Source organism: Rhabdothermincola sediminis, assembly GCF_014805525.1.
Classification (GTDB): Bacteria; Actinomycetota; Acidimicrobiia; order Acidimicrobiales; family Acidimicrobilacustridaceae; genus Rhabdothermincola; species Rhabdothermincola sediminis.
Genome location: NZ_JACFSZ010000006.1, coordinates 149,746 through 161,586, shown reverse-complemented (window position 1 = coordinate 161,586; position 11,841 = coordinate 149,746). Strand labels below are relative to the sequence as shown.

Genomic DNA, 11,841 nt, shown 5'->3' with positions numbered 1-11,841 from the left:
CGACACGGGGGTGGGTAACCATGAGGAACAGGACGCATCTGTCGGCGTTGGCGGCCGTGCTGGCCGTGGCACTGCTGGCACTGGGCTGCTCATCGGGCTCGACCGGAGGGAGCACCGGCACCTCCGAGCCGGCTGCCAGCGGAGCGGTGCTGCGGGTACCCCAGGACTACCCCACGATCCAGGCTGCGGTGGACGCCGCGCAGCCGGGCGACCTGGTGCTGATCTCACCGGGGGTCTACCGCGAAGGGGTGGTGGTGCAGACCGAGGACATCGTGATCCGGGGCCTGGACCGCAACGAGGTGATCATCGACGGTGAGTTCACCCGTGACAACGGGATCAAGGTGTTCGCCGACGGTGTGGCGGTCGAGAACCTCACCGTCCGGAACAACACCGGCAACGGCTTGTTCTTCACCGGCGACTACGACAGCGACTACGTGCTCACGGGGTATCGGGCGAGCTACGTGACCGCGTACAACAACGGCGACTACGGGATCTACGCGTTCAACGCCCGGCTCGGGATCATCGAGCACTCCTACGGGTCCGGGCACCCGGATTCGGCCTTCTACATCGGGCAGTGCAACCCCTGCGACGCGATCATCCGTGACGTGCTGGCCGAGAACAACATGCTCGGCTACTCCGGCACCAACTCCAGCACCAACCTGTACCTGATCGACTCCGAGTGGCGGAACAACATGATCGGCATCGTGCCGAACAGCCAGGACGGCGAGAAGCTCGCCCCACAGGGCCACATGGTGATCGCCGGCAACTACGTCCACGACAACAACAACCCGGAGGTGCCGATCAACAACGACACCTACCGGCTGGCGTCGGGCACCGGCATCATCATCACGGGGGGCGTCGAGAACCTGGTCACCAAGAACCGGGTCGAAGGGAACCTCCGCGGCAACATCGCGGTGATCCTGTGGCCCTTCCGCGACCCCGGGCTGCCGCCGTTCGAGGCCATCGGCAACCGCGTGGTCGGGAACATCGCCCGGGGAGCGACCGGCATCGGTGACCTGGTGCTCTGGCTCGCCGACTCGGGCCAGGGGGTCCAGGGGAACTGCTTCGCCGACAACGACTTCCTCACCAGCTTCCCCGCCGACATCGAGCAGGTCGCGCCCTGCGGTGCGCCCGGCGGCAAGGACCTGCCGGACATCGACCTCGACAAGCTGGCGATGGGTCCTCCCGGCGTCGACTACAAGAGCGTGGTCGCCCCGCCCCCGCAACCGAACATGCCCGATGCGGCGACGGCCCCGGCCCGACCCGCCACCGATCTCGTGATCGACGTCGACGTGGAGGCGATCGCCCTACCACCGGGCAAGGGCTGAGCACAGCGCTCGGGCGCATCGGCGGGCTCGAGCGGGCACAATGCAGGCCGTGCGTGAGTGGCTGGTCGGTGGCGCGCTGATCGAGGGCCCCGGGGGGTTGCTGCTGGTGTGCAACCGGCGCCGCAACGGGTGGCTCGACTGGACACCCCCCGGCGGGGTGATCGACGAAGGCGAGGAGCTGCTGGCCGGCCTGACCCGGGAGGTTGCGGAGGAGACCGGCCTCTCGGTCACCCGGTGGGTGGGGCCTCGCTACGCGGTCGACGCCGAAGCGCCCGGCCTCGGCTGGCGCCTCCGAGTGGAGGCGTGGCTCGCCGCCGAGTACGAGGGGGAGCTACGGGTGGACGACCCCGACGGGATCGTGGTGGATGCCTGCTTCGTGGACCCGCTCGCCTGCGGCGAGCGCCTCCGGGGTGGACACCGGTGGGTGGTGGAACCGCTCGGGGCGTGGATCGAGGAGCGCTGGCCGGACACCCGCACCTTCGGGTACCAGGTGCGCGGCACCGATCCGCACTCACTGGTGGTCACGAGACGGTGATCACCGGCCCGGCGATGACCTGAGCGGGGAGTGGACAGAGCTGGCACACTGGACCTGAGAGGTCCGGCGAGCACGGGGGGTGACTCGCATGCTGGTCCGCAACATCCTGCACCGGAAGGGTCGCTGGGTTGCCACCATCCCGAGCGGGGCGCCCGTCAGGGAGGCAGCCCGGGAGCTGTCCCGGCACGGCATCGGCGCACTCGTGGTGTCCGACGACGGCCGGACGATCCGGGGCATCCTTTCCGAGCGGGACATCGTCCGGGGGGTGGCCGAGGAGGGGCCTGCCTCGCTCGAGCAGCCTGTGTCGTCGCTCATGACGAGCGGGGTCCACACCTGCCGGCTCGATGACACGGTCGACTCGCTCATGGCCGTCATGACCGAGGGCCGGTTCCGTCACCTCCCGGTGGTGGAGGGCGGCGAGCTGGTCGGGATCGTGAGCATCGGTGACGTGGTCAGCCGGCGGGTCGACGAGCTGCAGACGGAGGCCCGGGCCCTGCACGACTACATCCATAGCGGGCGGTAGCAGCGCCAACGCCGCCTGCGGCAGGGAGAGGTCACGGGGGTTCCGCGTTGAGGCTCCCCCGAACCTGTGGGAAGATTGCCCGACACCGGAGCCCCGGTCTGAGCATGGAAGGGGGGTGGAAGCGGTGCCGCTTTCCGAGGACGAGCAGCGGATCCTCAGCGAGATCGAGCAGCAGCTCTACGAGAGCGATCCCGCTCTGGCCCGCGACATCGCGGACACCACGGTCTACACCCACGCCGCTCGGAACCTGAAGTGGGCGGTGCTCGGCTTCGTCGCTGGGACGTTGATGCTGGTGCTCACCCTCGCCACCCATTTCCTGCTGGCGTTCGCCGGGTTCGTCGTGATGCTGGTGTCCGCGCTGGCCATCGAACGCAACGCCAGGCGCATGGGGAAGGCCGGCTTGCAGCAGATCACCCAGTCGATGCGAGCGACCGGCCTGCGTGACGTGTTCGGCAACGCCAACCACCGCATGCGCGATCGCTTCCGCCGCGACGACTGAGCCCTGCCGCGTCAGGAGCGCAGCGCTAGCCGGGGGTCGAGCCGGTCGAGCAGGAGCCGGTGCCGGGGCAAACGCCGGGAGACCGTGCGGGCAAGCTCCGCCACGAGCAGCTCGGCGCGCTCGGGGTGCGACTGGTCGAGGGCGAGGGTGGAGAACGTGGCGGCATCGGCGTCCGCAGCCAGCGCGACGATCGCGGTGGCGTGTTCGGGGAGTGCCGCGGCGGCGCGGGTTGCGAACTCGTTCGCGGTCTCCGCTGGTCGGCGGACGATGCCGAGGCGGCGCAGGTGCACGGTGAGGTCCCGCCACGCCAGCCGCACCCGCGCATTGGGGTCGCGAGCTGCGGCTCGCCGCCACCGCCGTCGCAGTGCCGCCGCGCCGGCCATCCCGATGGCGTACAGCCCGGTGAGCACGGCTAGGGCCAGCGCGGCCCGGACGGGCTGGTGCCTGGCGTAGGCGAGAGGCTCGGTCCACGGCGACGGGTCGGAGGGGCTCGGCGATTTGGAGGAGCCCGGCTGCTGGAGCGCCGCCAGGTCCTCGGGTGAGAGCCGATCGCCGGGCTGGCTCACCTGCGGGGTGGTGGGGTCGGTGGTGGCGACCGGCGCGGTCGTGGAGGTGGTGGGCTCCGAGCGCTCCCCGTCCGCTTGCGCCGGCCGGATCCCGGCATAGTCCATCCCCGGCGCTCCCCGGCCCGGGGTCGGCTCGAAAGCGACCCACCCCACCTGCTCGCCGAGCCACACCTCGGGCCAGGCGTGGGCGAAGCGACCCCGGACGAGGTAGAGGTTCGGGTTCGACGGATCCTGCTCGCCCCAGGTGAACCCCACCGCGACGCGCGCCGGTAGACCGACGGAGCGGGCCATGGCGGCGTAGGTGCCTGCGAACTGCTCGCAGTAGCCCCGGCCGCTGTCGAGGAACGCGTCGATCGCGTCGTCGCCGTGGCCCGGTGCGGGGGAGAGGTCGTAGACGAATCGGTGGTCGTCGGTGGCGAAGACGCCTTCTTCACGGAAGAACGCCTGCAGGGCCATCGCCTGCTGGTAGGGCGTGGTGGCACCGGCCGTGGCGACTGCCTCGCTGGCGAGTCGCTGCGCCTTCCGGCTGAACCCGCTGGGCAGCTCGAGGTACCCCGCGAGCTCCGCCGGGATCGGCTCAGCGGGCCGGTCGAGCTGCTCCGGTGTGGGCTCGGGGATCTCCGAGACCACCTCGTAGCGGAGATCGTCCGAGCTGGGATAGGCGGTGTCGACGATGAGGGTGGCCGAGTCCGGTTGGTAGCGCACGCGGGCCTCGGCGTCGACGGCCACCGGCTGGTAGGCGGCGGGCAGCCAGAGCGCCGACAGCCCGAGGATGGAGAACCGCTGCCGCACCGGGGCGGAGGTCACCTCCGCCGGGAGCTGTGCCGGCAGGTCACCGCTCGCTTCGCGGTAGCGGCCCCCTGAGCGCCAGATCTGGCCGTCGAACGTGTCGAGGGACGTCAGCCGCCAGTACGCCTTGCGATCCGCTTCGACGGCGAACACGACGAGGTCATGCTGGTCGACCAGCCGCTGGCGGATGTCGACCAGGGGGCTGACGGTGACGCGGGATGACGGCCCGCCATCGCCCGCCCGCCAGTCGATGAGCGCCGGGGCGGTCGCCCCGGGCAGGCGCGGCCCGATCACCACCCCGGCCACGACCGCGGCCGCGGCCAGGGCCCCGCCGGAGCGTAGGAGCCACCGGCTGCTGCGGTCATCGTCGCTGGTGACCCAGCCCGCCCGCCGCTCGAGCCGGGCGACCCGGTGGGCCAGCACGAACAGCAGTACGGCGAAGCCGAAGGCGACTGCGCTGGTGGTCCGCTGCTGATCGGCGCCGAGCAGCGTCCCGAACACGAAGAGGGTGGTCGCCGGCACGATCGCCTCGATGGGGGACCACAGCCGGAACGCGGCCCAGTCCGCGAGGAACACGGCTACGAAGATCGCCAGGCCGCACGCCAGCAGGAAGCCGCTGCGCCCGGGCACCGGGGCGGTGAGCTGCTGGAACGCCGCCCAGGACTCGCGCAGCTCCGCTGACACCACGTCCACCGTGCGGGTGGTGGGGAGCAGGAAGGTCGTGGTCTCGGTGAACCAGATCGCTCCGGCGAGGAGGAGGAACCCGGCGAGCGAGACGACAGCCGAGGTCGCGACCCCCGCACCCCGGCGGCGCAAGGCCATCGTGGCGAGGTGCGCGTACGCGCCCACGGCCACGAGCGGCCAGGAGAACGACCAGCCCTGGAACAGCCGAGCGAAGCCGAAGATCACTGCCAGGGTGACACCGGCGAGCGCGAGCTCCGCGAGCGGCAGGTGGGCCGGGCGGCTGGTCGGGGCACTCACCGTAGGACCCGCTCGTGCCGGGCCCACCGGTCGGGGTCCTCACCGGCGCGGCCGCGCCCGGTGGCACGCCACCGACCCGGCTCCTGACGCCGGGGGCGCACGGCGCGGTTCCAGGTCTCGGCGAAGGACTGGTCCGGGCTGACCCGGACCAGGGTGGTGCCGGATCGAGGGAGCAGCGCCGGGCGGCTGTCCGGCCCGGTGCCACCCCACGATGACGGTTCGAAGCTCACGATGGTGAGGGAGCCGAAGCGACCCCGGAGGCGGGTGAGGCGGTCGAGGTCCTCGGGTGGGGCCAGCGCGACCACCACCACCAGCGCCCCGCCGCCCGACGAGCGCGCCAGGCGGTCGAGGACCCGGCGGTAGTTCGCCTCGTTGGTCATCTCGACACCGGCGAGGTACTCGAGCATCGACTCCACGTGCGCATGCCCTGCGGCGAAGCCCGAATCGCTACCGTCGGTGGACAGCAGCCGCACGAGGTCCTGGCGCCCGCTGCTGGCGCTGATGATGCTGGCCGCGGCCGACACCACCAGCTCGAGCGACTCGGCGGTGTTGGTCGCGCTCCGCACGTCGAGCAGCACCGTGGCCCGTCCCTGCCAGGGCAGCTCGTCCTGGCGGACCATCAGCTCGTCGTGGCGAGCGGTCGATGGCCAGTGCACCCGCCGCAGGTCGTCGCCGACGACGTAGGGCCGCAGCGCGTAGAAGTCCTCGCCGCCGCGGCCGAGCGCGTTCGGGTGCTCGGCGCCCGCCATCGGGTCGTTGCCGGTGGTCTGAGGGACCGGCGTGATCTGGTCCACGTGGGGATACACGGTGAGCTGGGTGACCTCGGAGGCCTGGGTGGTGATCGCGGTGAGCCCGAATGGGTCCGAGAGCACGGCCTGGAGAGGCCCGATGGTGAGGATGCCCCGCCGCTTCGTCGGGAGCCGATAGGCGGCGCGTGCCGCGCCCGTGGGGGGCAGTGGCGGCACGACGAGGTTCGCACCGCGGGTGCCGGATACGGCGTCGTGCAGGTCGAGCAGCGGCGAGCGCCTCCGACCTCGGTTGGTGACCACGAGGTCGACCCGGCTGGCCGAGCCGGCGTGCACCCGCGAGGGATGCAGCTCCCGGGTGACCTCGATGGCCAGAGGGGTGAGCCTGGCGTAGACGGCGGCGCCCGCGACCAGGCAGGCCAGCATCGCAGCGAGCACGTAGAGCTCCTCGGCGCCCGACAAACGGCCGGCGGCGGCACTGAGCCCCGCTGCGAGCAGGGTGAGCCAGCCGCGGCGGGTGAGCATCGGTAGGAGCTCAGCCGCTCGTCGGGACGGGGACGTGGGCCAGCAGCTCGGCCAAGGCGTCGGCCGAGCTGATGCCTTGCAGCTGTGCCTCCGGGGTGACCAGCAGGCGGTGGGCCAGTACGGGCTCGGCGAGGGCCTTCACATCGTCGGGGACGACGTACGCGCGGCCGCCCGCCAGCGCTCGGGCCCGGGCCACGCGCTGGAGGCTGAGCGTGGCCCGGGGTGACATGCCGAGGGCCAGGTGGTGGTGGCGGCGGGATGCATCGGCCAGCTCGACCAGGTAGGCCTTGATGCTCGGTGCCACGTGCACCGTGCGCACCGCATCGATCATGGCTTCGACGTCGTGCCGGGTGGCGACCGGCCCGACGTGGTCGAGCGGGTTGTGGTCGCCGTGGGTGTCGAGGACCTCGAGCTCGGCCTCGCGGCTCGGGTAGCCGACCGATACCCGCATGAGGAACCGGTCGAGCTGGCTCTCGGGCAGCGGGTAGGTGCCCTCGTGCTCGATCGGGTTCTGGGTGGCGATGACCATGAACGGTGGACCGAGCGGGTAGGTGACGTTGTCCACCGTGACCTGCCCCTCGGCCATGGCTTCGAGCATCGCGGACTGGGTCTTGGGTGAGGCCCGGTTGATCTCGTCACCGAGCACGATGGAGGCGAAGATCGGGCCGGGCCGGAACTCGAACCGGCTGTCCGACCGGTTCCAGACGGTGACCCCGACGACGTCGGAGGGCAGCAGGTCCGGCGTGAACTGCACCCGCCCGAAGGAGCAGTCGATGGAGCGGGCCAGCGCCTTGGCCAGGCTGGTCTTGCCCACCCCGGGCACGTCCTCGATGAGCAGGTGACCCTCCGAGACCAGGCAGAGCAGCACCAGGTCCACCACGTCCGCCTTGCCCTGGATGGCCTGCTGCATGTTCGCCGAGATGGCCTCGAACAGCTCGGCGAAGGTGGCCGTGCGGGCGGTCTCCTGTGTCGCCAACGTCGCTCCTGGGGGTCGTGTGCTCAGATCTCAGGTTAGGCGGCAGCTACCGTCGCGGCGATGACGGGACCGGCGGCGCTGGCGATCGACATCGGGGGCACGAAGATCGCCGTGGGGCTGGTCGACGGTGACGGAGCGATCCTCTGCCGGGAGCAGATGGCCACCGCTGGGCATGCCGGCCCGGAGGCGCTCTTCGAGGCGCTGGTGTGCCTGCTCGACCGTCTCGGCTGGCGGGACACCGGTTATGACGTGCGCGTCTGCGGCGTCGGCTGTGGTGGTCCCATGGCCCCCGGGGGCGTCACGGTGTCGCCGCTGAACATCCCGGTGTGGCGTGAGTTCCCGTTGCGGGAGCGCCTGTCGGAGCTGACCGGCCTCGACGTGCGGATCGACAACGACGCGAAGGCGCTGGCGCTCGCCGAAGGATGGCGGGGGGTGGCGTCGGGGGTCGGGAACTTCGTGGGGATGGTGGTGTCCACGGGGGTCGGTGGTGGCATCGTGCTCGAAGGGCGGCTCCTCGGTGGTGAGCAGGGGAACGCGGGCCACATCGGTCACGTGAACGTCGAGCCGGACGGTCACCGCTGCCCGTGCGGGGCGCGCGGTTGCCTCGAGGCCGAAGCGTCGGGCACCGCCATCGCCAGGATCACCGGCCGGCCGGCGTCCGAGGCGAGCCCCGAGGTGATCGCCCGCGCCGGCACCCACGTGGGCCGCGCCGTCGCCTCGGTCGCCAACCTGCTGGACCTACGGCTGGCGGTGGTCGCCGGTTCGGTGGCCCTCGGCTACGGCGCCCCGTTCTTCGCCGCCGCGCAGGCCGAGCTCGACCGGCGGGCGCGACTCGCCTTCGCGGCTGGGGCACGGATCGTGCCCGCGGGCCTCGGGGACGCCGGCCCGCTCGTCGGGGCCGCGGCGGTCGGGTGGGCGGGCATCGGCCACGACATCGGTGTGGTGGTCCGCTGAGCTGGCCCGTCCAGGCGTGAGCACCGGTAGGGTCCTCGGTATGGGCGACGGGCCGAGCACCCGATGGGTCCTGCGCGCCACGCTGGCGGTGGCCCGTCACCCGTCCCTGTGGCCGACGGCACTCCGGCAGGTGTTCGTGTTGGCCCGCCCCCGCTGGTGGGCGGCCCGTCCGTACCTGCCGTTGCCGGACCGGTCGTATCTGCGCTTCCGGCTCCAGACCGCGTACGGCGATCCCGACCGGGAGCCCGAACCACGCGACGTGGTCGCCTACCTGCACTGGTGCCGGTCCTGGCGCCGGCTCGACCCGTAGTGGCCCGCCACGCCGCCTGCTGATTGGGTACCCTGCCCCGGCATGAGCCGGGCGCTCGTGCTCAACGCCTCCTACGAGCCGTTGTCGGTGGTCCCGGTACGGCGCGCGGTCGTGCTGGTGTTGAGCGAGAAGGCGGAGGTCATCCACGAGTCCGGCGACGTGATGCGCTCCGAGCGGCTGGTCGTCGCCGTCCCGAGCGTGGTGCGGCTGCGCAGCTACGTCCGGGTGCCGTACCGCAGGGTCGCGGCCCTCAGCCGGCGCGGGGTCTTCCTGCGCGACGGCGGCGTGTGCCAGTACTGCGGCCGCAAGGCTGACAGCATCGACCACGTCGTGCCCCGCAGCCGCGGCGGCAGCCACGCCTGGGAGAACGTGGTGGCCGCGTGCGGTCGCTGCAACAGCGCGAAGCGCGATCGACTCCTCGAGGAGACCTCGATGCGCCTGCGGCGCCGCCCCCAGGTGCCATCGCCGATGAGTTGGGTGGCGGTCGCCGTGCCGCGCATGCCGGCTGACTGGACCCGCTACCTCGGCCTCGCCGGGGCCATCCCCGCCTGAGCGCATGGGCGGACCAGCACCCGGGTACCGTCGGGTTGCCCGGGCAGAGCTGATGCTGGTCCGCCTCCCGCTGCGCACCCCGTTCACCTCGGCTCACGGGACCGAGACCGTGCGTGAGGTCACCATCGTGAAGCTGGTCGCCGAAGACGGGGTTACGGGCTGGGGGGAATGCTCGTCGCTGGGTGCACCCGGCTATGCCGCCGAGATCGGCACCGCTTCCTGGGACGCGCTGCGCGGGGAGATCGTCCCGGCGCTGCTCGCCGGGGGATCGTGGCGTGACCCGTCACGGCCGATGGCCAGCGCGGCGGTGGACACCGCGCTGGCAGACCTCGACTGCCGCTCCCGGCACGAGTCCCTCGCGGCTCGCCTGGGCGGGAGCCGCTCATGGGTCGAGACCTGCGCCGTCATCGGTCTGGTTCCCAGCCTCGACGAGCTGTTGGCAGCCGCTTCGGCCCGGGTGGCCGACGGGTACCGTCACCTGAAGCTGAAGATCCGGCCTGGCTGGGACGTCGAGCCGCTGCGCGCGGTGCGTGAGCACTTCCCACAGGTGTCGCTCGCCGCCGATGCCAACGGGTCCTACGACGATGGCGGGGCCGCGTTCCCGGCCGCAGCGGTCGACTCGCTCGGGTTGGCGTACCTGGAACAACCCTTTCCTGCCGGCCGCCTCGACCTGGCGGCCGAGCTTGGGGCACGCGCCGCCACGCCGATCGCGCTCGACGAGAGCATCGGCTCGGTCGAGGCGGCCCGCCGAGCGGTGCAGACGGGTGCGGCTCGGGTCCTCAACGTCAAGCCGGCGCGACTGGGCGGGATCGGAGCAGCTTGCGAGGTGTGCGAGGCGGCCGCCGGCCTGGGCGTGGACGCCTTCGTGGGGGGCATGCTCGAGACGGGGGTGGGGCGGGCGGCCGCGCTGGCGGTGGCCAGCTTGCCAGGGTGCTCGCTGCCCACGGACCTCGGCCCCTCGAGCCGGTACTTCGTGCAGGACCTCACCGAACCCATCGAGGTGTGCGGCGGGCGCATCCCGGTGCCCGGCGGTGAGGGGATCGGGGTCGCGCCGCTGCCCGAACGGCTGGCGTCGTTCAGGGTCGACCACGCGGTACTGCGCCCATGACGGGTTGGGCGCTCGAGCGCCTCGCCGGCGACGCTGGCGCGCTCCACAGGCAGGACCTCGACCCGTCTTCCGGCCGGGCGGTCTGGGTGCTCGAGACCACCGGTCCCGCGCTGGTGCTCGGCAGCACCCAGCACGACGGTGTCGTGGACCGCAGCTCGGCGCGGCAGATGGAGGTGGCGGTGGTCCGGCGGCGCAGCGGTGGCGGAGCGGTGTTGCTCGTTCCGTCGGAGCACGTCTGGGTCGACGTACTGTTGCCCGCTGGAGACCCGCTCTGGGACGACGATGTCGGCGCCTCGTTCGGCTGGCTCGGCGCGGCGTGGGTCGGAGCCCTGGCGTCCCTCGGGGTCCACGGCGCGGTGGTGGATGACGACCCGCGCTGTCGCACCAGGCTCGGGCGGACGGTGTGCTTCGGCGGGCTGGCGCCCGGCGAGGTGGTGGCCGGTGAGGCGAAGCTGGTCGGTCTCTCCCAGCGGCGGACCCGCGCCGGGGCGCGGTTCCAGTGCCTCATCCACCGGCATTGGCGGGCGAGCTGGTACCGGGAGCTGCTGGCCCCGGCCCTGAGCGATCCGGCCGACGCGGCCGCGCTCGATCGCATCGAGGTGGGTACCGTCGGGTCCGGGCCGGACGAGCTCGTCGAGGCCCTCCTCGCGGCCCTCCCTCGCTGACCCGACCTTCGTCGCCGTCCCGATCCGGCGCCATCCCCTGGCGAATGACCGTGGCGCGCGCTGGTTGACCGGTGGGGCAAAGTGTCATAAAGTGGGCTGCAGTGGGGTGTAGGGGAGTCCCGAAGGGGGACGGATCCACATGAGGGCAGCGGGGAAGGCAGCGTGTTCGTCGGAACGTTTGAGCACTCGCTCGACGAGAAGGGCCGCATCGTGCTGCCGTCGACGTTCCGCAGCCACCTCGCCGACAAGGGCTTCCTGTCCCAGTTCGACGCCTGTCTCGGCCTGTGGACCGAGGAGGGCTTCCGGGAGGTGTCCGGCCGCCTCAAGGACAAGATCCGCGACGGCCTGGCACCACAGGAGGCTCTGCGGGCCTTCGCGGCCAATGCCCACGAGGTGCGTCCCGACGCTCAAGGGCGCATCACCATCCCTCAGCGGTTGCGGGACTTCGCCGGCCTCAGCCGCGACGCGGTGGTCATCGGCGCGATCGACCGGATCGAGATCTGGGACGCGTCCCGCTGGTCCGAGGTCGCGAACCAGGCCGACGGCAGCCTGAGCCAGGCCGTCCGTGCCCTCGGCCTGTGAGGCGGCGATGCGGAGCCACCATCGACGACACCGAGAAGAGGAAACGAACCAGGACCCCGCACGGAAAGGATCGACCCGAACGACCAGCACCCGACCTTGCACCTCGCTCATGCGCAGCCTCCCGGCGGGCAGATGGAAGGCCCCTACTCCGCCCGCTTCCCATCCAGCTCGATCGGGGGAGACATCCCGACGTGCGCCCGCC

General features: G+C 72.0%; 13 protein-coding genes. 10 read left to right on the top strand and 3 right to left on the bottom strand.

The window, feature by feature from the left end; translation table 11 throughout:
- Positions 1 to 20: 20 nt before the first annotated feature.
- The 4 genes from HZF19_RS06845 to HZF19_RS06830 all read left to right on the top strand — a co-directional run bounded on the left by HZF19_RS06845 (position 21) and on the right by HZF19_RS06830 (position 2,885).
- Entirely contained in the window at positions 21 to 1,328 is a 1,308-nt protein-coding gene (locus tag HZF19_RS06845; protein WP_208028013.1) for a right-handed parallel beta-helix repeat-containing protein, read from the top strand.
- 49 nt (positions 1,329 to 1,377) lie between these two features.
- Entirely contained in the window at positions 1,378 to 1,863 is a 486-nt protein-coding gene (locus HZF19_RS06840) for an NUDIX hydrolase (protein ID WP_208028012.1), read from the top strand.
- 88 nt (positions 1,864 to 1,951) lie between these two features.
- Positions 1,952 to 2,386 (top strand): CBS domain-containing protein, encoded by a 435-nt coding sequence (locus HZF19_RS06835; protein WP_208028011.1) that lies wholly within the window; start codon positions 1,952 to 1,954, stop codon positions 2,384 to 2,386.
- 124 nt (positions 2,387 to 2,510) lie between these two features.
- The gene (locus HZF19_RS06830; protein WP_208028010.1) at positions 2,511 to 2,885 is read left to right on the top strand and encodes a DUF3040 domain-containing protein; all 375 of its coding nucleotides are present in this window, start codon (positions 2,511 to 2,513) and stop codon (positions 2,883 to 2,885) included.
- An 11-nt stretch (positions 2,886 to 2,896) separates the two neighbouring features.
- On the opposite strand, the gene HZF19_RS06825 is transcribed toward HZF19_RS06830, so the two are convergent.
- From HZF19_RS06825 to HZF19_RS06815, 3 genes are read right to left on the bottom strand one after another with little or no spacing between them, the layout of a single operon-like run.
- Positions 2,897 to 5,221 carry a transglutaminase TgpA family protein gene (locus HZF19_RS06825; RefSeq protein ID WP_208028009.1) on the bottom strand — a complete coding sequence of 775 codons (2,325 nt, stop codon included), beginning with the start codon at positions 5,219 to 5,221 and terminating at the stop codon, positions 2,897 to 2,899.
- Entirely contained in the window at positions 5,218 to 6,492 is a 1,275-nt protein-coding gene (locus HZF19_RS06820) for a DUF58 domain-containing protein (protein WP_208028008.1), read from the bottom strand. Before HZF19_RS06820 ends, HZF19_RS06825 begins: the two co-directional genes overlap by 4 nt.
- A gap of 10 nt (positions 6,493 to 6,502) precedes the next feature.
- A complete protein-coding gene (locus tag HZF19_RS06815) occupies positions 6,503 to 7,402 on the bottom strand; it encodes an AAA family ATPase (protein WP_208028046.1) in 900 nt (299 codons plus the stop codon).
- A 126-nt stretch (positions 7,403 to 7,528) separates the two neighbouring features.
- Between HZF19_RS06815 and HZF19_RS06810 the strand changes: the two genes are divergently transcribed.
- The 6 genes from HZF19_RS06810 to HZF19_RS06785 all read left to right on the top strand — a co-directional run bounded on the left by HZF19_RS06810 (position 7,529) and on the right by HZF19_RS06785 (position 11,639).
- A complete protein-coding gene (locus tag HZF19_RS06810; RefSeq protein ID WP_208028007.1) occupies positions 7,529 to 8,422 on the top strand; it encodes an ROK family protein in 894 nt (297 codons plus the stop codon).
- A 40-nt stretch (positions 8,423 to 8,462) separates the two neighbouring features.
- Positions 8,463 to 8,732, top strand: a complete 270-nt coding sequence (locus HZF19_RS06805; RefSeq protein ID WP_208028006.1) for a hypothetical protein — start codon at positions 8,463 to 8,465, stop codon at positions 8,730 to 8,732.
- Positions 8,733 to 8,774: 42 nt separating this feature from the next.
- Positions 8,775 to 9,284 (top strand): HNH endonuclease, encoded by a 510-nt coding sequence (locus tag HZF19_RS06800; protein WP_208028005.1) that lies wholly within the window; start codon positions 8,775 to 8,777, stop codon positions 9,282 to 9,284.
- A gap of 52 nt (positions 9,285 to 9,336) precedes the next feature.
- Positions 9,337 to 10,392 carry an o-succinylbenzoate synthase gene (gene menC / locus HZF19_RS06795; RefSeq protein ID WP_208028004.1) on the top strand — a complete coding sequence of 352 codons (1,056 nt, stop codon included), beginning with the start codon at positions 9,337 to 9,339 and terminating at the stop codon, positions 10,390 to 10,392.
- Positions 10,389 to 11,057, top strand: coding sequence for a lipoyl protein ligase domain-containing protein (locus tag HZF19_RS06790; protein WP_208028003.1), 669 nt, complete (start codon positions 10,389 to 10,391; stop codon positions 11,055 to 11,057). Before menC ends, HZF19_RS06790 begins: the two co-directional genes overlap by 4 nt.
- 162 nt (positions 11,058 to 11,219) lie before the next feature.
- On the top strand, positions 11,220 to 11,639 hold the full coding sequence (locus HZF19_RS06785; RefSeq protein WP_208028002.1) for a division/cell wall cluster transcriptional repressor MraZ: 420 nt from the start codon (positions 11,220 to 11,222) through the stop codon (positions 11,637 to 11,639).
- The last annotated feature ends 202 nt before the right edge of the window (positions 11,640 to 11,841 follow it).

What these genes read in the sequence shown, in the direction of transcription:
- HZF19_RS06820 (WP_208028008.1), bottom strand. Translation starts at nt 6,492, where the DNA reads ATGCTCACCCGCCGCGGCTGGCTCACCCTGCTCGCAGCGGGGCTCAGT.
- menC (WP_208028004.1), top strand. Translation starts at nt 9,337, where the DNA reads ATGCTGGTCCGCCTCCCGCTGCGCACCCCGTTCACCTCGGCTCACGGG.
- HZF19_RS06810 (WP_208028007.1), top strand. Translation starts at nt 7,529, where the DNA reads ATGACGGGACCGGCGGCGCTGGCGATCGACATCGGGGGCACGAAGATC.
- HZF19_RS06835 (WP_208028011.1), top strand. Translation starts at nt 1,952, where the DNA reads ATGCTGGTCCGCAACATCCTGCACCGGAAGGGTCGCTGGGTTGCCACC.
- HZF19_RS06845 (WP_208028013.1), top strand. Translation starts at nt 21, where the DNA reads ATGAGGAACAGGACGCATCTGTCGGCGTTGGCGGCCGTGCTGGCCGTG.
- HZF19_RS06790 (WP_208028003.1), top strand. Translation starts at nt 10,389, where the DNA reads ATGACGGGTTGGGCGCTCGAGCGCCTCGCCGGCGACGCTGGCGCGCTC.
- HZF19_RS06805 (WP_208028006.1), top strand. Translation starts at nt 8,463, where the DNA reads ATGGGCGACGGGCCGAGCACCCGATGGGTCCTGCGCGCCACGCTGGCG.
- HZF19_RS06800 (WP_208028005.1), top strand. Translation starts at nt 8,775, where the DNA reads ATGAGCCGGGCGCTCGTGCTCAACGCCTCCTACGAGCCGTTGTCGGTG.
- HZF19_RS06815 (WP_208028046.1), bottom strand. Translation starts at nt 7,402, where the DNA reads ATGCAGCAGGCCATCCAGGGCAAGGCGGACGTGGTGGACCTGGTGCTG.